Consider the following 21093-nt stretch of genomic DNA (forward strand, 5'->3'; position numbering starts at 1 on the left):
GCAGCATATTTCTCACCTTTTTTACGGTTTTCAGACCTCTGTTTCCGTTGGTGGAGTATGCTGTAAATTATCAATGCATCAGCGTAGAATTGTGTGTCAACAGGAAAAAATGTGAATCTCCACTGTAACGGAAAATGTTATTTAGCAAAAGAATTATCCAAAACAACCAATACAGATTCTTCACCTTTACACAAAACAAAAAATTCAGGGCAGAAACTTCTCGACATCTACGTTCTTCCTGAAATTACCGAAATCACTAAAACAGAAAACGCTTTCTTTTCAAATTCAAATTTTCTTTACGAAACGGCGTATTTTTTCTGTCCGAAACCTATTTTCAAACCACCGGTTTTTAAGTTATTTTTTCAAATCTTGTTTAAATCACAGAAGTTTTGCATTTGTTTTAAAATTATCGTGTAGTTGTCATTCAGTAGGAATCTCAACAAAGATTTTCACGTTATGATTTTAAAAACTCCGCTTAGATTCCTACGGAATGACAAAGCAGGTACTTCGAGCCGTGCAAACTTTTGTGGTTAAGATTGAATGGTTCCATTCAGCAGACTTTCTATTAAAATTTCAACTTAAAAAATTTACAATGAAAATTTAATAGAATTTTAGGATAAGCTGATTCAAACGCATATTTTACACCTAATATTCTAATTATTTTCAGAAATATTATTTTTTGTTTCCTTTTATATTGGGTAAAAATGCAGTAATAATACCCATTAACGGCAAGAATGCACAGATTTTAAATACATATTCAATACTCGTATCGTCTGCAACTGCTCCTAAAATGGCAGATCCAATTCCGCCCATTCCAAACATAAATCCGAAGAACAATCCGGCAACCAAGCCGATTTTATTAGGCATCAAATCTGTTGCATAAACTAATATCGCCGAAAAAGCTGAAGCAATAATTAATCCTATTAAAACAGCAAAAATAATTGTCCAGAATAGTGGTAGGTAGGGAAGACACAGGGTAAATGGTGCAGCTCCCAGAATAGAAATCCAGATGATTTTTTTTCTGCCGTATTTGTCGCCGAGTTTTCCGCCTAAAATGGTTCCTACGGCAACTGCAGCCAAGAAAATGAACAAATAAAGCTGAGAATCCTGTACAGATACATGGAATTTGTCAATCAGGAAAAATGTAAAATAATTCGTCATTGAAGCCAGATAAATGTATTTCGAAAATACCAAAGCCAATAAAACGCTGATAGAAAACAAAACTTTTTTTCTTGATAATTGTATTTCAATAACATCACTCGGATGTTTTGATGATTTTCTTGATGATAATCTTTCTGAATACCAATTCCCGATCCTCCATAAGACGATGATTCCAATGAATGCTGCGATTGCAAATAACCCTACATAACCTTGTCCCAAAGGAAGAATAATTAAGGCAACCAACAATGGTCCGATAGCACTTCCCGAATTTCCACCAACCTGAAAAATGGACTGCGCCAAACCTTTTTGTCCGCCCGATGCCATTTGCGCCACTCTTGAAGCTTCAGGATGAAATATAGATGAACCCATTCCGATTAATGCAACCGAAATTAAAATCACATAATATTCATGAGCCGCCGCCAATAAAAGTAGACCTGCCATAGATAATCCCATTCCGATGGCCAAAGATCTCGGATTTGGTTTTTTATCGGTATAAATTCCTACAAAAGGTTGTAGAATAGATGCTGTAAGTTGGAAAACCAATGTGATAATTCCGATCTGTGCGAATGATAATCTGAATTCTCCTTTTAGAATAGGATACAATGACGGAATTGTAGATTGAATTAAGTCATTTAAGAAATGAGAAAAACTGATCATAAACAAAATCGGATAAACAATTTTGGTTGTGTCAATGGTCTTGGTACTTATATTTTCCATAATATTAAATCATATTCATCATATCATCTGATGAATTTTATTAAAAATTTTTAGTAGGTTTGATCAACAATTTTTTGTGCAATAACAGACGCTTTATCTGAATCCTGACCTGAAATACACTGATAAAGCTCTGTATGTATTTTTTGAGAAATTTTAAATGATTCGGTATTGTTATCATGCTTCGTCTGAAACGAACTCATAATATGTTTCGTAGCGATCTTGTAAATCTCTTTTAAAAGTTTATTTCCGCAAGCTTCTGCAATAGCAAGATGAAAATTGGCATCAGCTTCATAGCATTCTGAAGCTTGATTAGCTTCTGCAAACTGAGCTCGGAGTTCTAAGTATTTTTTTATGTTTTTTAAATCTTTTTCGTTTCGGCTTATTGCTGCTTTTGCCGCAATTTTCGAATCGAGAAGAGAACGGACTTCCTGAACGTCTTTAATTTCCGCTTTATTCATTTGCGCTTCTAAAGACTCTTCAGCATTTTTAGAAATTACAAAAGTTCCTACACCTTGCAGTACATTCAAAATACCTTTAATGGACAAAATTTTAATAGCTTCACGAATACTTGAACGACCAACACCGTAGATTTTCATCAGTTCAGGTTCTGTCGGAAGTTTTTCACCAATACCATATTCATCGTTGGAAATTCCTTCGATCAATCTCTCTGCTACTTCTTCCGCTAAAGTCTTTCTTTGAATCTGCATAATCAGAACATCATATCATCTGATGAATTGCAAAGATATAGTATTAAAGTTTTACCAAATAGGTTTAATTTATGATTTTTAACCATAATTAAAACGAAAAAGAGATTTCAAAATTTGAAATCTCTTTTGTAGCCCGTAGGGGAATCGAACCCCTCTTACCAGAATGAAAATCTGAGGTCCTAACCGATAGACGAACGGGCCATCTACCAAACTACAAATAAATCTGTAGGGTTAGTTTTTGTTTTTATAAGTTTCAACTCTTATTTAATTATTCGGTTAGTAATAATTAAAATTTAGTAGCCCGTAGGGGAATCGAACCCCTCTTACCAGAATGAAAATCTGAGGTCCTAACCGATAGACGAACGGGCCAACTATATAATTACGCTAATTTATTAACGTGCTTAGTCAACTTACTTTTCAAGTTAGCCGCTTTGTTTTTGTGGATAATGTTTTTCTTAGCTAATTTATCCAATAAAGCGATAACTTTAGGCAATTGCTCAGATGCAGCTGCTTTGTTTTCTTCATTTCTCAAGACTTTCATTGCTGTTCTAGCAGTCTTGTGATAGTATCTGTTACGAACTTTTCTAACTTCGTTTTGTCTTATTCTCTTAAGTGCTGATTTATGATTAGCCATATCGTTTAAATGTGAGTGCAAATGTATAGACTTTTTCGTTACCCACCAAATTTATTTTTGATTATTTTAAAATATTTTTAGTTTTCTTCTGAAAGGTACTTTTTAAGCTTGTCCAGGGCTTGTTGTACTCTAATATTTTCAGTTTCGTTTTCTATTTTGTGGATGATATTTTCCAACATAATTATTGCATTATTCCATTCTCCCGTAGAGTTGGAAAAAGTAAGTCCGTCGATGGTTACTTCAAAAATACTTTTCTCTCCGCTCCTGTAGAGTTTGAAACTAATTTTATCATCCTTGCCTGTGATCCCTTCCGTACTAGTTTTTAAATCATATCCTTTCGGGTTTGAGCGAATTTTATTAAAAAGCAGTTTCGCTTCTTGAATTTTTAAATTCGGCATGATAAAAAATTTGGTAGTTCTGAGAGTATGGTAATAAGTACTCTTCAAATAATGAAATATAATTTTTACCAATTCTGATTTTAATGACCCGCAAAAGTCATTCAAAACTTTTGCAAAAGTAATATTTTTCGAATGCTAAACAAAATCTAATTTAAAATTACTTAAAAATTCTCTTGATCACGTTTCCAATTTCCATGAAATCATCATGATTGCCTACAGATCTTTTTTCAGAACTGGTTGTGTCAAACTCGGAAAAAGGAAAAATGAGAAGGTAGTTTTTATCTAGTAAATACCTGTTGAGCAATTCTGGAATACGGCGCATTTGTGGAATATAAGATTTCATTCCCCTTCTTGCCATGAAAACGATCAGTGCTTCGTCTGTTTTTAGCTCTGTTGCTGTTTTTTCACCGTCTTTCCAGGTATTCATGATGATGAATTCTGCTTCTATATTGGCTTTTTTTATGATTCTCTGCAAAATATTCAGAATATTTTCAGAAGCGTAGAAGGTAATGGTCGCTCCGGAATTTCGGGCAATATTCCAGACTCTTAGAAGCGCATGGAAGAATCCTGCTTCCTGATGAGCATTTTCAGGAAGCATAACTGCATATTTTTTTATTGTCGATAAAGGTTGGGCAGCATGATATACGAGAACATTCACATCTTCACTCTGCAGATACCCGTTGTAAAGATTAAATGCAAAAGATGGAGAAAAGCCTTTTTCATCTTCGAGAGCAATAATGAGATCGGTAATGTTTTGTTCTTTAATAACATTGTTGACACCGTTGATCACATCGTTGTCATATCTTTTTAATGGCTGAATTTTTACATCAGCTGCAGCACCCGTGTCAGTTGCGAGGTGAAGCAGTTTTTCCGCATTTTTTACTGAAGACTCGTTTTTATCTTCATTAATAACATTTAAGGCAAATAGATTTTCTGTATTCGAATGGGCTTTAATTAAAGTTCCCAGATTCACCATTCTTTCGACCGTTGCTTCATAGTTTAACGCTAAAAGAATGTTTTCCTGTTCATGGCTGTTTCCGGAAATGGTTTCTTCATTGTCCTGCTCTGCAATTTTCTGTGCATTAGACATCGAAATAAATGATGAAATAGTACAAGAGACGAGAATCAACAAAATACTTCCATTAAGCACATGCTCGTTAAGCAATCTGATGGGCTCTCCTGTTTCGGTTTCAGAAAGAATAATATTATATCCAACCATTACAGAAGCTAAAGTTGCTGCTGCCGAAGCCGAACTGAGCCCGAAAATAAGTCTTCCTTCTTCTTTGGAAAGTCTGAATGTTTTCTGAGTAGCAACTGCGGAAAGGTATTTTCCTCCGATAGATGCAGTAAGCATGATCGCTGCAACTTCCAGGGTTTCCCAGCTTTTAAAAAATACTTTAAAATCGATCAGCATTCCCACACTGATCAGGAAAAATGGGATAAATATGGCGTTCCCGACAAATTCTACACGATTCATTAATGAAGAAGTATGCGGAATGAGTCTGTTCAAAGCCAATCCGGCAAAGAAAGCTCCGATAATTGCTTCAACGCCTGCAAATTCTGCCAGTAAAGCAGCAAGATAAATCATCACCAATACAAAAATATACTGTGATATTTTATCATCAACTTTTTTGAAAAACCATCTTCCAATAATGGGAAAAATCAATAAAACGACTAAAGCAAAAACGATAAATGACACTGAAAGTTTCACCCAGAATTCTGTTCCCACATCACCCTGAGACATTCCTACGATAATCGCAAGCACCAAAAGTGCCAAAACATCTGTGATCATGGTTCCGCCCACCGTAATGTTGACCGCGGAATTTTTAGCGATCCCTAATTTACTGACCAAAGGATAGGCGATCAATGTATGTGATGAAAATAAACTTGCAAAAAGTATTGAGGTTAAAATCGAAAAATCTAAAATGTAAATTCCACCTAAATAGCCCAAAACAAAAGGAACGATGAATGTGTACAAACCGAAAGTGAGGCTTTTCCATTTGTTTTTCTTGAAATCTCCCATGTCGATTTCCAGACCTGCCAAAAACATGATGTACAGTAAGCCGGTAGTTCCCGTTACTACAATGCTGCTATCTCTCGACAAAACATTGAAACCGTTTGGTCCGATTACGGCTCCTGCGATAATCAGGCCTAATAAATGTGGAACTTTTATTTTATTGAGTAAAAGTGGTGCTGCCAAAATAATGATGAGCACCAAGAGAAACTTCAGTACCGGATCTTCGATGGGAAGACTTAGGTTGTGTATGCTTAGTAAAGTCATTTGTGCTTATTTTTTAGAGCGAATCAGTTCAACGGAGAATTTTGCCATACAATTGTCTACAGCAATAGTTCTTACCCCTTTCATTTTGGTGTCTGAAATATCATTCAGAAGGACATTCATATCCACTTGTTTTTTTGCAGTGGAATCTGTTTTAAAATTAAGTTTGATTTCGTTATTTTCAAATTTTCCGGAATATAAACGTACCAGATTGTTGTTGTTGATGATTTTGCTAAACAGTTGGATGGAATCGCTGGCGAATTCCCAGGTATCGGTACGCTGATCTCCGACAACGTAATCGCTGCAGTTGGATTCTGTACAGATTACTTTTCCGGTCCAGACTCCGGCAATTTCATCGGGCCATTTTACAATTTTGATGGAATCCGAATGTTGCTGATTGAAAATACTGTCTCTCATTTTCAGAAGAGATTGATATTCTGCTTCCTTTTGGGCAAACAATTTTTCTTTATCCAATAATTGCTGTTCTCTCTGCATTAATTCATTGGATTTTTCTTTGTTATCGCAGTTTATAAGGAATAATAAAAGGAAAATTAAAAGTGCAGGATTTTTCATAAAAGTAAGTTGTTCTTTAAATATAAGAAAAAATTACCGATCAATCCAAGATTTCGGTTGTAAAAAGATAGTGTTGAGAAGAATTTAAGCCTTATAAAAGCTGAATATTATGATGAATAATCTCTTAACAATTCTCTGTAGCTCATAAGAATTGTTGATTTTGAAATAAATCCGATGAATTGGTTTTTATCATTTACTACGGGTAAATTCCACACGGCGGTATCATCAAACATTTTAAGAATTTCCAATGGCTGATTTTCCGGATGAATAATTGCCGGAGGCGTTTTCATGATCTGAATAATCGTTGCCGAAACTTCATCGTTTGTAAACAGATAAGGTCGTATATCATCCAATGTTAAGATTCCTCTTAAAGTTTTTTGATCATCAACAACTGCAAAAATATTCTTGTTGCCATTTTTTACCAGTTCAAACAGTTCTGTAATTGGGGCATTCTCTGAAACCGCTTGCGAATATCGGTCGATAAAATCTTCGGTTTTTAAAGTAAATAATAAATTTTCATCATGTTTGTTGGTGAAAATTTTTCCCTGATCGGCTAATGATTTTAATTCTGGCGAAATAGGAGAGAACCATTTAGCAATTAAATATGCCATAATTGAAACAATCATCAGCGGAATAAACAGATCGTAACCAAAACTGGATTCTGCAATTAGAAAAATAGCCGTGAGAGGAGCGTACATCACACCGCTCATCGTTCCTGCCATTCCGACCAGGACAAGATTGGTAACCGGAACGTTTTCAAAACCTAATTGTTGGCAAATAATCGCAAATAAATATCCGACAGTACCGCCTGCAAAGAGGGAAGGTGCAAAATTACCACCGTTTCCGCCACTGAAAATAGTGAAAGAAGTAGCAAAAGCTTTTAATATTAAAACCAAAACCAAGAAAATGATGATCGTAAAATTTTTGATCTCAAAATATCTGAACAAACTATTTTCTATGATGGAATGCGTGTTTCCATTGGTAAAAGCTTTTACGGTATCATAACCTTCTCCGAAAAGAGGCGGAAAAAGCACACATAATAACGATAAAACTGCACCGCCAAACATTGCTTTTCTTAAACGGGATAGTTTTAACTTTTTAATAAAATGTTCAACCTTTTGGGAAATCACCACAAAATATCTTGCGTACAAACCACTGAAAATTCCTAAAATCAAATAATAAGGAACGTTGAGATAATTAAAAGCTTCTCTTGTATAAAACCTGAAAAGCACATCTTCCTGAAGTAAAATCCGGGACAGTAAACTTCCGCAGACCGCTGCAACGACCAAAGGAATGAAATCGGTAAACACAACACCGGTCAATAAAATTTCAAAAGCAAACATGATTCCTGCAATCGGCGCATTAAAAGCTGAAGCAATTCCTGCTGTTGCGCCTGCAGCAAGCAAAAGTGTTCTTTCTTTATAGCTTAAACGGTATGTCTGTGCATAATTGGAACCAATGGCAGCTCCTGTAACGGCGATCGGGCTTTCAAGACCTGCGGAACCACCAAAGCTCACTGTAATGGCGCTTTGGATAATCTGAGAGTACATTTTTACTGAAGATACAATGCTTGAGTTTTGTGCTATTTCATATAAAATTGCTCCGATGCCTTTTCTGTCTTGTCCTTTAAAGATTGTAAGAACAACCAAAGTGGTAAGAACAATTCCTAAGAACGGAAATATAATGTAGAATAAGATCTGATATTCAAAATGAACTTTGGTAGTAATAAAATAATGAATATTGTGAACCAGAGTTTTCAGGATTACTCCTGCCAAACCTGCGGTGCAGCCTACGAGAATTCCGGATAAAACCAGGAATTGATTTCGGCTAAGTCTGTTGTTTAACCAGTGAAGGATGAGCTCGTAGCTGCGTGCTTTTTCGAGCCCATACTTTTGAAAGTCTCTTTTAAACTTCAAAAAGCTCAGAAACTTTTTTTTATTATGAATATTCACCGGCTTAGATTTTAGAAGTGAGTTGAAATGAGAAGAAACGCAAATTTAGGGAATATTTTTCAGGCAGAGATATCGTGATTTCAATTCTTTATTGATTGACCCGAATACGGAATCTGATTATTTAATGTTCTGATTATTATGCAAATAATTTTAGGTAATTATTTCAACCTTCAAAAATCAGAAGAGATCTCAGTAAGAAAGAATAAATTTGTTGCATTTATTAGTCTGTTTAGAAAAATATTATGAATAAAAAGTATATCAAGTTTTTACCTCTTATTATTGCTGTCATAGCTATTAGCGTATATCTGGTTTATGCCAATTATAATTACGCCAGATTTTCCCGCGAGAAAGTGAATTCAAAAGTGGTAGGCAGAAGTAATTGGCAGTTAAGAACTACTGAATTTTATTTAGAAAACGGATTACAGGTTGACTCAACCGGAATTTTGCCATATAATATTAAAGTAGGAGATTCAATTTCTAAAGAAGCGAATAGCCTAAAATTTAAAGTTTACAGGAAAGATAAATTTCAGAGGTTTGAATTTTATAAAGCTTATTAAGAATGTAGTTTTAAAATATATTAAAGATAATTATAGACAAAAAGCCCTCTGAAGAGAGAGCTTTTTTGTTTTGGTAAGTAGCCTATAGGAGAATCGAACTCCTGTTGCAAGGATGAAAACCTTGAGTCCTGACCACTAGACGAATAGGCCAAATTTTGAGGTTGCAAAAGTATGAATTTACTTTCAAACTTCAAAATCATAACCTTTATTTAAAATTCTTCTGAATAACGGTGTTTTTTATTCCTTTGTCTTCCAGTTCTTTCTGAAGTTTCACGGCGTCTTCCAAAGTGAAAACTTTTCCGTAGGTGTAATAGAACATGCCGTTTGATTTATTTCTTTCCACATCTTTCAGGGTCTGCAGAATATAAGAATTGCTGCTCAGTTTATCTTTTCCTGTATAGACTTCAATGTTGTAGTATCCAATACTTAATTTCTGATTTGGCATAAATCCTACTGCATATGCATTTCGGAATCCTGCATCTTTAGCCGTTTTAAGATTAATGTCTTTTATAGAAGCCATATTGGTAACACTGTAATAATATTTGTACAGTCCGTTTTCTTTAATGGTAAGAACATAATTCAGACCTTTTAGTTCAGGGTCGCCGTTATTGTATTTTACAGGCATGGTCATCAGTAGAATTCTGAAATCATTTTTCAATGCTACTTCTGCCGGTTTTTCAGGTTCGGGCTTTTTGGTGACAATTTGCACGCCTCCTTTTCTATCAATTGCTTTTTTATAATCAATAATCGCTTTGTAAATATTTTCTGCAGTTTCCTGTTGCCCTTTTTCTGAATTTAAAAAAGCTGCATCTTCATAATTATTCACAAATCCGGTTTCAATAAGGATAGATGGCATCGCACTTCTTCTCAGGATGTGAAGGTTTTCCTGCTTCACACCTCTTGAAAAACGTCCTGTTTTTTCAAAATTTTCTTCAACAAAACTTCCCACAATCAGGCTGTTTTCAAGATATTTACTTTGCTGAAGTTTTAGAGCGATAAGAGATTCTGGTGAAGAAGGATCATAAGAAGCAAACGTTTCCTTATCTTTTTCATCAAGATAGATTACGTTGTTTTCCTGTTTTGCTACTTCAAGGTTTTCTCTGTTCTGTGCCGGTCCCTGTACGAAAGTCTCGGTTCCTCTTGCAGTTGCCGATCGGCTTGGTGAAGAATTTACGTGAACCGAAATGAAAAGATCTGCCTTGCTTCTGTTAGCTGTATTGGTTCTGTCAGTCAATGAAGGATATTCGTCAATTTTTCGGGTGTAAATAACTTTAAAATCTTTGTTTTTTTCAAGCATTGCCCCTAATTTCAGAACAATTGCCAAGGTAACATGTTTTTCCTGAACAAGACCAATGTCCGGATAATTTCTATTAGCTCCGTTATCACTTCCTCCGTGACCTGCATCCAAAACGACCGTGAATTTTTTTTGTGCGAAAATAAATGTAGAGGAGAATATGAGTAGAAATGCTAAAATTATTCTAAAATTTAGTTTGTACATCTTACAGTTTTAAAAATTATATTAATTTTGAGCCAAATTATACAGAATAAAATTGGACAAAACCGTCTTCAAAAATATATTACAAATTTTAATTATCCTAATTTTTAACAGTTTTTTAGCACAGAAAAATCCTGAGAAACTGAAAGAAGCTACGATAATTAATGATACTATTTCCAAAAAAGATACCATAGCTGTGCCTAAAGAATCTCTGCAGGATATTCTTTATACAAAAGCCGATGACAAGCGACGCGATGTGCAGAAAAAGATGATTTATCTGAACAAAAATGCTCAGGTGAAGTATCAGGATATGCAGATTGATGCCGATTACATCTCCATAGATGAAGAGAAAAGTCTGATTTTCGCACGCGGAAAGCAGGATTCTTTAGGGAATATTGTTGAATTGGCACAAGTGAATCAGGGTGGGAAAAAGTATGAGGTAAAAAGCTTTAATTACAATACAAAAACAAGGGAAGCAATAGCCTACGATGCAAGAACAGAAGAAAGTGAAGGTCTTATTGTTGCCGATAAAACCAAAAAATACAACGATTCTGTTTTTGTAATGCGTCATGCAGAATTTACTACCGATTCTTACTACATAGAAAAAAAAGATACAAGACCCGATTATCACCTTTTGGCATCTTATATTAAAATGCAGAAGGGTAAAAATAGCTCATCTTTGATTGTAGGGCCGTCGCAGATGTATATTGAAGACGTTCCGACTCCATTGGTTTTGCCATTTGCGATATTGCCTTTTTCAAGCAAAAGATCTGCAGGTATTTTGATCCCGAGTTTTGGGGAAAGACAGGATGTGGGCTTTTTCCTGAACGGAATTGGATATTATCAGCCGATAGGAGAGCATTTTGACCTTAAAGTTCTTGCCGATATTTATACAAAAGGGAGCTGGAACTTAAGACCTGAAATGAATTATCTTAAAAAATACAGATATACGGGTAATTTCTCAGCAGATATCGGAAGTACCGTACGAGGAATTAAAGGTCTGGATAATTACAGTAAAACAGGAACTTACAGAATCGCATGGAGACATACTCAGGATGCAAAAGCGAACCCGTTTCTTACCTTTTCTGCTTCGGTGGATATGACGAGCCAGACATTCTACAATAATACGGTTAACAATAATTATATTATGGATCAGAGTGTTTTGAGAACTCAGCAAAACTCAACACTTACTTTAACGAAAAGGTTCCTGAAGCTTCCTGCAACCATTACAGGAACGGCTTCTTATTCTCAGAATTTTGCTACCGGATTATCCGATTTGCGTCTTCCGCAAATGAACGTTGCCATCAACCAGTTTTATTTATTTAAGTCTAAAACGGGCGTAAGAACAGGTCTTTTGGAAAATATCACCGTGAATACAGGTTTAAATCTATCCAACTTTGTAAGCATGGAAGAAGGTGGTTTGTTTACCAACGAAATGTGGGATAAAATGCAGACCGGCCTTAAAAATAATATTGCTTTAGGAACGAATACTACTTTTGCAAAATATTTCACCTTCAGTTTGGGAGCAACGATTGACAATGCCCTAACCACAAAAACGCTGACGAAATTTTACGACCCTATTCAGAATGTTGAGGTAGATCAAATCAATAAAAAAATAGCAGGATATAGTATTTTTTCAACAACAGCAAGTGTTCAGACCCAGCTTTACGGACAGGCCAATTTTAAAAAAGGATCAGCAATACAGGCAATAAGACATATGATGACTCCGAGCATCGGATTTACTTATTCTCCTGATTTCGGTGGGGAACAATTCGGTTATTTCAGAAATTATTACAACGCGAACGGAGCGTTGACGCCGTATTCTATTTTTGATAAAGGAATTGTAGGATCACCCACAACCGGTATGGTCGGTGCTTTGAACTACAACATCGGAAACAATGTTGAAATGAAAGTAAGATCTAAAAGTGATTCTACAGGAGTGAAAAAAATGAAAATTTTTGAATCCCTGAACATCAGCGGTAATTACAACTTTGCTGCAAAAACACATCCTTGGTCAATTATTTCTGTTAACGGACAGTCTTCTTTCTTTGATAACAAATTAAGTGTCAATACAAGCTTAACAATCGATCCGTACAAAATATTGTTTGCGCCGGGAGAAGATACCGGTATCAGAACAGAGGATTTTGGTCACTTCAGTGTACAGGGATTCAATGTGCAGGTTTCTTATCCTTTAAGTAACGAACTGTTTGGAGAGAAAAAAGATTATTCTAAAATCTATTCTCAAAAAGGAGAAATCAGAAACGAAAATTACTTCTTTGATGATGATAATTACGCTCATTTTGAACAGGCATGGACTTTAAATGTGAATGCCAATTACCAATATTCAAGATCGCTTTCACGAACGGCGACCAAAATGGCGTCGATCGGTTTAGATGGTAGTATTAAATTAACTCCGTACTGGAATATCAACGGAAGTACACACTACGATATGGTGACCAAAGAACTGGCTTATACAAGAATCGGTTTCTCGAGAGACCAGCGAAGTTTTACTATCAATTTCAACTGGGTTCCTTTCGGTCAGTACAAAGTGTATGACTTCTTTATCGGAATTAAAGCGAATATACTAAGTGATGCATTAAAGTATAAAGACAGAAGTTTCACCCAACCGAATGCACCTTTCTAAAGTCATGTTGATTTTAGAATATAAATTTTATCTTTGCAGCCGAAGTAAAAATCGAATGACTTATCATTAAATTGTTTAATATTTCATGATAAGCAGTGTATTACAAGATATTTTTTAGAAATAATAAATCTATATAATGAAAAAGACAATCAACACAGTAAATGCTCCTGCAGCGATCGGACCGTACTCACAAGCAAATCTTGCAAACGGAGTTTTGTATATTTCTGGTCAGATTCCTGTAGATCCTGCAACAGGTAAATTGGTAGAAGGTATCGAAAAAGAAACGCATCAGGTTATGAAAAATTTGGAGGCGATTCTTACAGAAGCCGGAATGACCTTTAAAAATGTTGTAAAAGCGAGCATCTTCCTTAAAAGTATGGATGATTTTGCTGTGATGAATGATATTTATGCATCATATCTTGATGCTGAAAGCTATCCTGCTCGTGAAACCGTACAGGTTTCTTGTCTTCCAAAGAATGTTGATATCGAAATTTCTATGATCGCACATCAGGATTAATGAGCTTTATAAGAAATACATTTGCAGTTTTGGTAGGTCTTGTGATTGCAGGGCTTATAATCACTCTTGGTATAAGAGTTTTTCCGCAGTGGGTAACCTTTGAAGCATTTGCTCCGTTTGAGCATTGGCAGAGATTTTTAGAAAGCATGAAAAATAATGATGCCTTTTTTGGATTTTTGCTGTTTATTTCAGGTTTGGGAACTACTGTGGGAGGAGTTGTTACTGCCTTGATTGTAAAATTTGCAAAGGTAGCTTATGCAATTCTTATTGGTTTTATTATGCTTTTTATTGCAATGTTGGACGTGATTATATTTCCCTATCATCCTACATTTTATAAAATATCTATATTTCTTGTCTTTTTTCCGTTTGCATGGATGGGAGGTAAGATCGTTGAGGTAATTTATGAAAGAAATAAAAAGAGAAGAATTGCTGAAAAGATGAATAATCAAAATAATTAAACTATTATTTTTAAACATAAAAAAACGCTGCAGAATCTGCAGCGTTTTTGTTGTATGATCTTTTTTGTTTAGTTAGGCATTTTGAATCCTTTTGTATAAATTCTTCCGTAGTCATCTACGAATTTTACCTGTACATTTCCTTTATAGCTTTCTAAGATTTTTTCAACATCTTTTTGAGAATTAACTGGCTTGCCGTTGATCTCAATCACGATATAATTATCAACGATACCGATTTTAGCCATCTCACTTCCTTCAGATACGTTCTTCGCTACAACACCGCTGTTTAAGCCGTAATCAGTTTTGAATTTTTCATTTAACGGATCGAACTCAGCTCCGATTTTTTCACTTACACTAAGATCTGCTTTTGTTCTTGTAGAAGTTCCTCCTTTTTGATCTTTCAACGTAACGGTTGTTATATTTTCTTTACCATTTCTCAGATAAGTAACCTGTACTTTATCTCCTGGTCTTTTACTTCCGATGGCAGCAGAAAGATCTGCAAAATCTGTAATGTTGTACGTATCGATTTTTGTAATGATATCACCTTTTTTGATACCTCCGTCTTCAGCACCGCTGTTTTCAGAGAATCCGGTTACAAACATTCCCGAACCTGCTTTTAATGTAGCTTTCTGATCTTTATTGTAAGCTGCAACCATTTGGTCGTTGGAAAGATCTAAAGTAGTTACACCCAGGAAACCTCTTTGTACAATACCAAACTTCTTAATATCTTCAATGATTTTTCTTGCTAAATTCGCAGGAACTGCAAACCCGTAACCTTGGTAATATCCGTTGGTTGATGAGATTGCAGAGTTGATTCCGATAAGATCACCATTTACATTTACCAAAGCTCCCCCGGAGTTTCCTGGGTTAATTGCAGCATCGGTCTGAATAAAGCTTTCAATAGGATTTGTTGCTTTACCCTGTCCGCCTAAAATTCCGATTCCTCTTCCTTTAGCTGAAATAATTCCCGCAGTAACGGTTGAATTTAAACCTAGCGGGTTACCTACTGCTAAAACCCATTGTCCTACTTCCACATTATCAGAATTGGCAAAATTTAAATAAGGTAAACCTTTCTCTTCAATTTTTAATAATGAAATATCTGTATTTGGATCGGTTCCTACCAAAGTTGCGATGTATGATTTCTTATTGCTTAAAACTACTTCAAGCTTATTTGCTCCTGCCACAACGTGGTTGTTTGAAATAATATATCCATCAGGAGAAATAATTACCCCTGAACCTAATCCGGAAGGCATGTTGTCCGGAGCCTGTTGCTGCTGTCTTTGTCTTTGCTGACCTCTTCCTCCAAACGGATCGCCAAAGAAGAAATCGAAAAGATCCTGCTCGGAAGCTCTGCTTGTTGCTCTGCTCTGGTAATTTTTGATGGTTACGACCGCCGGAACCGTAGTTTTGGCTGCTTTTACAAAATCATCACCCACTGCTGCAGAATTCATTCCGACAAAAGATGCGTTGGTAGATTTTGTAAAATAAGATTGGTCTGAACTGTTTGAATCAGAACCTAAATATTGTTGTACGCCGACAGTCGTTGCTCCTGAAAGCACTCCAACTACAGCAAATGGTAATAGTTTTTTAAATGTACTCTTCATTGTATGTCTTCTTTGTTTGTTTGAATTGTTATTTTTTATCTTACACAAATTTAATGCTAAATAAGTATGTAAATAATCTTAAGTGTTTCATTTTTAACTAAAATTTAACGACAATTATACCATTTTATAGTTTATGTCATAATTATAGTGGTAGTTTAACACTGCTTAAAAAATTATTAAAGACAAAATGTCATATTATAGATATGCAAAACAGACAAAAGGTTAAATTGTAATTCATAATGTCAAAATTTATGCCTTCACCGATCTAGTGATCTTTCTCATTTTAAACTTTTTTAAAATTTAGCTATATTTGCAGAATTATTTTTCTCACTTAAAACGTTTATAGCATGCAACTGTACAACACCTTAAGCGCAGAAGAAAGAGCTCAACTTATTGATGAAGCTGGTAAGGAACGTCTTACATTGTCTTTCTATGCGTATGCCAAAATTGAAGATCCCAAAAAATTTCGCGACAATTTATTTATAGCCTGGAATGCACTTGATGCGTTGGGTCGTATTTATGTTGCCCATGAAGGAATTAATGCTCAAATGAGTGTTCCTGCAGACAATTTTGAGGCATTTCGAAATACTTTAGAAGAGTATGACTTCATGAGAGGTATTCGTCTGAATGTTGCCGTTGAGCAGGATAATCACTCTTTTTTAAAATTAACAATAAAAGTCAGACATAAAATCGTTGCCGATGGTTTGAATGACGAAACTTTTGATGTTACCAATAAAGGAATTCACCTGAAAGCTCAGGAATTCAACGATATGTTGGAAGACCCGAATACGATTGTTGTAGATTTCAGAAACCACTACGAAAGTGAAGTGGGGCATTTTGAAGGAGCAATTACGCCCGATGTAGAAAACTTCAGAGAAAGTTTGCCAATTATCAATGAGCAATTACAGGATTTTAAAGAAGATAAAAATCTTTTGATGTATTGTACCGGCGGAATACGTTGTGAAAAAGCAAGTGCTTACTTCAAACATCAGGGCTTTAAAAATGTTTACCAATTAGAGGGCGGAATTATTGAATATACCCGCCAGATTAAAGAAGAAAATATTGAAAGTAAATTCATCGGAAAAAACTTTGTATTCGATCACCGTTTAGGAGAAAGAATTACAGACGATATTATTTCTCAGTGTCACCAATGCGGAAAACCCTGCGACAACCATACGAACTGTGCAAATGATGCCTGTCATTTATTGTTTATCCAGTGTGACGAATGTAAAGCGGCGATGGAAAATACTTGTTCTACAGAATGTCTGGAAACCATTCATTTACCTTGGGAAGAACAGGTTGCCAAAAGAAAAGGTCTTCAGGTTGGTAATAAAGTGTTCAGAAAAGGAAAATCTGAAGCTTTGAAATATAAAAATTCCGGAGAGCTTTCAACACAGACTTTGGCAAAAGCAACAATAGCTGAGACAAAAGATATTCGTCAAAAAAGAAAAGTTAAGAAAGCTTTGATCGGTAAAGCGGAACATTATTACTCAAAATCGAAAATTGCACAGTTTTTAATAGAAAATAATGAATTATCTGTAGGAGATAAAGTATTAATTTCAGGTCCGACCACAGGAGAGCAGGAGATTACAATAAATCAGATTTTTGTTGATGGTGAATTCAGCAATACTGCTAAAGTTGGTGATCAGATTACGTTTGAACTTCCTTTCAGAGTTCGTTTGTCAGATAAAATATACAAGATTTTAGATTAATATCATAATAACAAGGTTGAAAACTCCGTAAGAGTTTTATCTGTGTATTATTTTGCAGTTTAACATAATGGCGCTCCGTAGGAGCGCTATCTTTTTTATAAATTTGATGATGAAAAAGTCTGAACTCAGAAAAAAGTATTTGGGAAAAAGAAAATCATTAACTGTAAATGAGATTTTTCAATTGTCGAATGAGATTTTTAAAAATTTCATTGATTACTTTAAACACTCTTCAGGAGAGAAAATCCACATTTTTATTCCTATTGAAAAGTTTAAAGAAATCAACACTCATATTTTTATCGATTACTTTTTAAGTAGAAATATCAGAGTTTTTGTTCCCAAAATTGTTGATACTAAACTAATCTCCGTTGAGATTTTTGCAGATACAAAATATGAAATTAATGATTGGCAGATTTCTGAGCCGACTTCTAATAAAGATTCAGGGGTTTTAGATTTTCATTATGTAGTTACTCCATTACTTTATGCTGATAGAAATGGAAATAGGGTAGGCTATGGCAAAGGTTTTTATGATGGATTTTTCGAAACTATTTCAAAAGAGACAAAAAAAATCGGAGTTAATTATTTTAACCCCGATGAAAATATCGATGATGTCTGGGAAAATGATATTCCGCTTGATTATCTTGTTACGCCAACAGAAGTGCTGTCTTTTTCGGGAGCATCCGAATAAAATTTAATAAAGTAAAACTTGAATTCTTTATTTTTTTCTTTTGCTTTAGAAACCAAAGTATATTGTGCACTTCTTTCGAAGTTTCCGATTGGTTTGTTTTTGTCGCCAATATATTCTACATTAAATTTGGCATAGTCCAGAGTATCTTTATCTTTAATCGATTTAAAGACATTAATGTTACTCACTTTTACTTTCTTTACTTTCAGGCTTTCAAGTTCTTTAAAAAGCCCCTGGAATGTTACTGAATCCGATTTTTGAAAATATTTTTCAATTTTAGAATATATAGCGGTGTCGATTTCGGTATTCTTGTTTCCGGAAAGGTAAAGCGTTGACAGATCAAGCACATCCTGCACTTTTTGCATGGTTATGGCATTTATTGCCTGTGCGCTGTCCATCTGAACACTTATGTTTTCAGTATTTCTAAGTTTTTCAAGATCGCTGATGCTGTTGGTTTCCTCTTTTTTGCATGCAATCATGATGATTCCTAAGAGTATCGTCAAAAACAAAATGTTATTTATTGTTTTCATGGCTTGAGATTTTAAATTTGATAGATACAATTTTCCCCTTCGCTTTTATCATTTCGATAACGTTAAGGTTCTTTAATGATGTTGTAGGTGTGGTTACCAGAGTAATATAGTCTTCTTTGTCTAAAGTTTCGAGTCCGTAAATATCGCTGTCGTATACCTGAGTAATGACGGCATTATTACTGATGAGGCTTTCCAGCTGTTTTCTTTTTTGTTTAATAAGCTGTTCCGAATTTTCCCCGTTAATATCTTTTATAGAGAAATAATAAAGAGCCATTTTATAATCATCAGGCTTTAGTTCTATTGTTTCTTCTTCAGGGGCATTTTCAAGATTTCTGTTAATTTCAAGATTTTCATAAGTCGTAGAACTTATTTGCATTTTCAATGTTTTGTCCTTGGTAGGATATCTGAAGCATTCTCCCGGTTTTATTCTGTATAAAATCGGAGATTCATTTTCTTTAATTACTTTTATTTCGATATCTCTTTGTACGCTTAAATTTCTATCGGCGTCAGTAAAACAATACACATAAGTTTTCTGAAAAATTTCATCTTTAAATCCTAAAAGGCCTAAAAGCGTTACAAAAATTGCTGTTGCAGTAATCCAAGCTGTTTTTTGATAGTTCTTTTTAGGGTTTTTTATCAGTGTTTTTTGAGCGATTTCAGAATTGTCTGAATTTTTGTTAATATATTGATTTTCAGTATTGTTTTTTTGTAAATCATTTAATTTTGGCGCGTCAGAAACGCTGTTTTGAGGCTTTATTTCATCCGAATCTGCAATGTTTACTTCTGAAACAATATTTTGAAGTTGACTCGCTTCTTCATCAGTTATTTTGTCTTCATCTTTGAGTAGTTCCCCTGCAAAAAGATGGGTCTTTTTAAATTCATACCAAGAGTCGTAACCCGCATAAATGCTCAATAAATTGAGCATGTCAATACGCGGAAGTTTTGTAACCGGAGAAGATTTGAAATAAGTGTAAAAAGACTTTTCACTGATGTTTCCTTTCGCTTTTTTTCGAAGGTCTTCCTGAAAGTAAATGATATCAATGCCTTTCCACTTAGATATTTCATCATAAGAAGGGGTGTATTCTTTCAAGTATTGAGCTTGAACGTCCTTTTTGAGCTGCTCAAAATGTAAAAGGTCTAAATCTGTCACTATTTAAAAAGTAGTTAAGTTTTTGATTGTCAGTAATGTTTATTTGTAAAACTGTTTTACAAAGGTATTACAATTATTTTTCATAAACAAATTTTCTATCTGCTATACCTTTGTCTTGTTCAAATAACCGAACAGAGAAAAAGATTTTAAAAAACAATATTAACAAAATTAAATTTAATTTATTATGAAAAAGTCATTATTCGTAGCTGCTATCGCTGCTATCTCTTTAGTTGCTTGTAAGAAAGGTGAAGCTACAACTTCAACTGATTCAATCGAAGCTAACAAAGATTCAATTGTTGCTGATATCGATTCTACTGCAGGTGCTGCTAAAGATTCTATCACTGCTACTGCTGATTCAGCTAAAACTGAAGTTAAAGCTGCTGCTGATTCTGCTAAAACTGCAGTTAAGCACTAATCAGTTACGACTGAAAATAAAAGAACCGTTTCGCTCAGCGAGACGGTTTTTTTTATGTCTGATAATCTAAAGATTATTGTTTCTTCTGCTTCAAAGATTCATAGCAGGTAATTGCTACTGCATTGCTTAGGTTTAATGAATCAATGCTTCCGCTCATCGGGATCAAGGTGTTTTGTCCCTTTTCATACCAGAAATCGCTTAAACCTGAATGTTCTGTACCAAATAAGACAGCAGAACGTTTTTTGAAGTCTCTTTTAAAGAGATCTTCTGCAGTTTCATCCATAATGGTAGTGTAAATACTGAAACTGTTTTTTAGTAGGAATTCATACACCTCATTATTCTCAGCCTGAAAAATTTCCATTCCGAAAAGGCAACCAACACTTGACCGGATTACGTTTGGATTATAGAAATCGGTTTTTCCGTCTGCAACGATCAATGCATCGATTCCGAAAGCTTCACAACTTCTTAAGATTGCACCGAGATTTCCGGGTTTTTCTACTCCTTCAACGATGATTATCGTGGAGTTTTCTTTTGGTTTAAATGAGTTCAGACTTGCTTCTTTTGTTTTGTAAACGCCGATGATGCCTTCTGAAGTTCCGCGATAAGCAATTTTCTCGTAGATTTTCTCGCTTACAAAATGAGTTTTTTGTTTTGGAATTTCTCCTTTGAAAATACTTTCGCAAAGGAAAAACTCAAGAGCTTCGAAACTGTATTTTTGGGCTCTCTCATTTTCCTGTTGTCCTTCCACAACGAAAACTTCAGATTTTTTTCTGAAGCGGTTGTCCGTTAAAAGTTTGGTAATATATTTTATTTTTTCGTTCTGGAAACTCTCGATAACCATGATTGATCAATTATGAATGATAATTGATGCAAAAATAACTTTTTAAAAATAATTTATCGATAATAATAGAA

Annotated in this window: 20 protein-coding genes and 3 tRNA genes; 8 read left to right on the forward strand and 15 right to left on the reverse strand. The window is 34.7% G+C overall.

What is annotated here, in order from left to right:
- Positions 1–93: 93 nt before the first annotated feature.
- Complete coding sequence (locus BM371_RS08130) at positions 94–417, forward strand: hypothetical protein (RefSeq protein ID WP_074958649.1); 324 nt, start codon at positions 94–96, stop codon at positions 415–417.
- Positions 418–672: 255 nt separating this feature from the next.
- Here BM371_RS08130 and BM371_RS08135 read toward each other — a convergent pair whose 3' ends face one another.
- The 9 genes from BM371_RS08135 to BM371_RS08175 all read right to left on the reverse strand — a co-directional run bounded on the left by BM371_RS08135 (position 673) and on the right by BM371_RS08175 (position 8384).
- Entirely contained in the window at positions 673–1878 is a 1206-nt protein-coding gene (locus tag BM371_RS08135) for an MFS transporter (RefSeq protein ID WP_034677966.1), read from the reverse strand.
- Between the two features lie 50 nt (positions 1879–1928).
- Entirely contained in the window at positions 1929–2585 is a 657-nt protein-coding gene (locus BM371_RS08140; RefSeq protein WP_034677967.1) for a FadR/GntR family transcriptional regulator, read from the reverse strand.
- Between the two features lie 129 nt (positions 2586–2714).
- A tRNA-Glu gene (locus BM371_RS08145) sits at positions 2715–2786 on the reverse strand.
- A gap of 96 nt (positions 2787–2882) precedes the next feature.
- Positions 2883–2954, reverse strand: a tRNA-Glu gene (locus BM371_RS08150).
- Between the two features lie 10 nt (positions 2955–2964).
- Positions 2965–3219 (reverse strand): 30S ribosomal protein S20, encoded by a 255-nt coding sequence (gene rpsT / locus BM371_RS08155; protein WP_034677968.1) that lies wholly within the window; start codon positions 3217–3219, stop codon positions 2965–2967.
- Positions 3220–3296: 77 nt separating this feature from the next.
- Positions 3297–3617 carry a hypothetical protein gene (locus BM371_RS08160; RefSeq protein ID WP_034677969.1) on the reverse strand — a complete coding sequence of 107 codons (321 nt, stop codon included), beginning with the start codon at positions 3615–3617 and terminating at the stop codon, positions 3297–3299.
- 157 nt (positions 3618–3774) lie between these two features.
- Positions 3775–5898, reverse strand: coding sequence for a cation:proton antiporter (locus tag BM371_RS08165; protein ID WP_034677970.1), 2124 nt, complete (start codon positions 5896–5898; stop codon positions 3775–3777).
- Between the two features lie 6 nt (positions 5899–5904).
- The gene (locus BM371_RS08170) at positions 5905–6468 is read right to left on the reverse strand and encodes a hypothetical protein (protein ID WP_034677971.1); all 564 of its coding nucleotides are present in this window, start codon (positions 6466–6468) and stop codon (positions 5905–5907) included.
- A gap of 107 nt (positions 6469–6575) precedes the next feature.
- Complete coding sequence (locus BM371_RS08175) at positions 6576–8384, reverse strand: chloride channel protein (RefSeq protein ID WP_228376783.1); 1809 nt, start codon at positions 8382–8384, stop codon at positions 6576–6578.
- A 278-nt stretch (positions 8385–8662) separates the two neighbouring features.
- On the opposite strand from BM371_RS08175, the gene BM371_RS08180 reads away from it, so the two are divergent.
- Positions 8663–8977: a hypothetical protein gene (locus BM371_RS08180; RefSeq protein WP_034677975.1), complete on the forward strand. Its 315-nt coding sequence runs from the start codon at positions 8663–8665 to the stop codon at positions 8975–8977.
- Between the two features lie 78 nt (positions 8978–9055).
- On the opposite strand, the gene BM371_RS08185 is transcribed toward BM371_RS08180, so the two are convergent.
- Together BM371_RS08185 and BM371_RS08190 are read right to left on the reverse strand one after the other, a co-directional pair.
- Positions 9056–9127: transfer RNA gene (locus BM371_RS08185), tRNA-Glu, on the reverse strand.
- A 55-nt stretch (positions 9128–9182) separates the two neighbouring features.
- Complete coding sequence (locus tag BM371_RS08190; protein ID WP_051882910.1) at positions 9183–10475, reverse strand: N-acetylmuramoyl-L-alanine amidase family protein; 1293 nt, start codon at positions 10473–10475, stop codon at positions 9183–9185.
- A gap of 52 nt (positions 10476–10527) precedes the next feature.
- Between BM371_RS08190 and BM371_RS08195 the strand changes: the two genes are divergently transcribed.
- From BM371_RS08195 to BM371_RS08205, 3 genes are all read left to right on the forward strand, one after another.
- On the forward strand, positions 10528–13116 hold the full coding sequence (locus BM371_RS08195; protein WP_034677976.1) for a putative LPS assembly protein LptD: 2589 nt from the start codon (positions 10528–10530) through the stop codon (positions 13114–13116).
- A gap of 136 nt (positions 13117–13252) precedes the next feature.
- Positions 13253–13633, forward strand: coding sequence for a RidA family protein (locus BM371_RS08200; protein ID WP_034677978.1), 381 nt, complete (start codon positions 13253–13255; stop codon positions 13631–13633).
- A complete protein-coding gene (locus tag BM371_RS08205) occupies positions 13633–14091 on the forward strand; it encodes a hypothetical protein (protein ID WP_034677979.1) in 459 nt (152 codons plus the stop codon). The genes BM371_RS08200 and BM371_RS08205 overlap by 1 nt, the downstream gene beginning before the upstream one ends.
- A gap of 68 nt (positions 14092–14159) precedes the next feature.
- Here BM371_RS08205 and BM371_RS08210 read toward each other — a convergent pair whose 3' ends face one another.
- Positions 14160–15692 (reverse strand): trypsin-like peptidase domain-containing protein, encoded by a 1533-nt coding sequence (locus BM371_RS08210; protein ID WP_034678301.1) that lies wholly within the window; start codon positions 15690–15692, stop codon positions 14160–14162.
- Positions 15693–16039: 347 nt separating this feature from the next.
- Here BM371_RS08210 and trhO point away from each other — a divergent pair, with 347 nt between their 5' ends.
- Entirely contained in the window at positions 16040–17404 is a 1365-nt protein-coding gene (gene trhO, locus BM371_RS08215; protein ID WP_034677980.1) for an oxygen-dependent tRNA uridine(34) hydroxylase TrhO, read from the forward strand.
- Positions 17405–17513: 109 nt separating this feature from the next.
- Entirely contained in the window at positions 17514–18089 is a 576-nt protein-coding gene (locus BM371_RS08220) for a 5-formyltetrahydrofolate cyclo-ligase (RefSeq protein ID WP_081874574.1), read from the forward strand.
- Here the strand turns inward: BM371_RS08220 and BM371_RS08225 are convergent.
- Positions 18038–18616 carry a hypothetical protein gene (locus BM371_RS08225; RefSeq protein WP_034677982.1) on the reverse strand — a complete coding sequence of 193 codons (579 nt, stop codon included), beginning with the start codon at positions 18614–18616 and terminating at the stop codon, positions 18038–18040. The two genes, BM371_RS08220 and BM371_RS08225, sit on opposite strands and share 52 nt — an antisense overlap.
- Positions 18600–19766 (reverse strand): hypothetical protein, encoded by a 1167-nt coding sequence (locus BM371_RS08230; RefSeq protein WP_034677983.1) that lies wholly within the window; start codon positions 19764–19766, stop codon positions 18600–18602. Before BM371_RS08230 ends, BM371_RS08225 begins: the two co-directional genes overlap by 17 nt.
- Positions 19767–19950: 184 nt before the next feature.
- On the opposite strand from BM371_RS08230, the gene BM371_RS08235 reads away from it, so the two are divergent.
- The gene (locus BM371_RS08235) at positions 19951–20181 is read left to right on the forward strand and encodes a hypothetical protein (protein ID WP_034677984.1); all 231 of its coding nucleotides are present in this window, start codon (positions 19951–19953) and stop codon (positions 20179–20181) included.
- Positions 20182–20254: 73 nt separating this feature from the next.
- Here the strand turns inward: BM371_RS08235 and BM371_RS08240 are convergent, their stop codons facing one another.
- A complete protein-coding gene (locus BM371_RS08240) occupies positions 20255–21022 on the reverse strand; it encodes a TrmH family RNA methyltransferase (RefSeq protein WP_034677985.1) in 768 nt (255 codons plus the stop codon).
- Positions 21023–21093: the final 71 nt, after the last annotated feature.

The sequence above is a fragment of the Chryseobacterium formosense genome (genome assembly GCF_900116415.1).
GTDB classification, from domain to species: domain Bacteria; phylum Bacteroidota; class Bacteroidia; order Flavobacteriales; family Weeksellaceae; genus Chryseobacterium; species Chryseobacterium formosense.

Coding starts and splice junctions, on each gene's coding strand:
- BM371_RS08235 (WP_034677984.1), top strand. CDS start 19,951: ATGAAAAAGTCATTATTCGTAGCTGCTATCGCTGCTATCTCTTTAGTT.
- BM371_RS08165 (WP_034677970.1), bottom strand. CDS start 5,898: ATGACTTTACTAAGCATACACAACCTAAGTCTTCCCATCGAAGATCCG.
- BM371_RS08240 (WP_034677985.1), bottom strand. CDS start 21,022: ATGGTTATCGAGAGTTTCCAGAACGAAAAAATAAAATATATTACCAAA.
- BM371_RS08170 (WP_034677971.1), bottom strand. CDS start 6,468: ATGAAAAATCCTGCACTTTTAATTTTCCTTTTATTATTCCTTATAAAC.
- BM371_RS08220 (WP_081874574.1), top strand. CDS start 17,514: ATGAAAAAGTCTGAACTCAGAAAAAAGTATTTGGGAAAAAGAAAATCA.
- trhO (WP_034677980.1), top strand. CDS start 16,040: ATGCAACTGTACAACACCTTAAGCGCAGAAGAAAGAGCTCAACTTATT.
- BM371_RS08210 (WP_034678301.1), bottom strand. CDS start 15,692: ATGAAGAGTACATTTAAAAAACTATTACCATTTGCTGTAGTTGGAGTG.
- BM371_RS08225 (WP_034677982.1), bottom strand. CDS start 18,616: ATGAAAACAATAAATAACATTTTGTTTTTGACGATACTCTTAGGAATC.
- BM371_RS08135 (WP_034677966.1), bottom strand. CDS start 1,878: ATGGAAAATATAAGTACCAAGACCATTGACACAACCAAAATTGTTTAT.
- BM371_RS08205 (WP_034677979.1), top strand. CDS start 13,633: ATGAGCTTTATAAGAAATACATTTGCAGTTTTGGTAGGTCTTGTGATT.
- BM371_RS08200 (WP_034677978.1), top strand. CDS start 13,253: ATGAAAAAGACAATCAACACAGTAAATGCTCCTGCAGCGATCGGACCG.
- BM371_RS08160 (WP_034677969.1), bottom strand. CDS start 3,617: ATGCCGAATTTAAAAATTCAAGAAGCGAAACTGCTTTTTAATAAAATT.
- rpsT (WP_034677968.1), bottom strand. CDS start 3,219: ATGGCTAATCATAAATCAGCACTTAAGAGAATAAGACAAAACGAAGTT.
- BM371_RS08190 (WP_051882910.1), bottom strand. CDS start 10,475: ATGTACAAACTAAATTTTAGAATAATTTTAGCATTTCTACTCATATTC.
- BM371_RS08180 (WP_034677975.1), top strand. CDS start 8,663: ATGAATAAAAAGTATATCAAGTTTTTACCTCTTATTATTGCTGTCATA.
- BM371_RS08140 (WP_034677967.1), bottom strand. CDS start 2,585: ATGCAGATTCAAAGAAAGACTTTAGCGGAAGAAGTAGCAGAGAGATTG.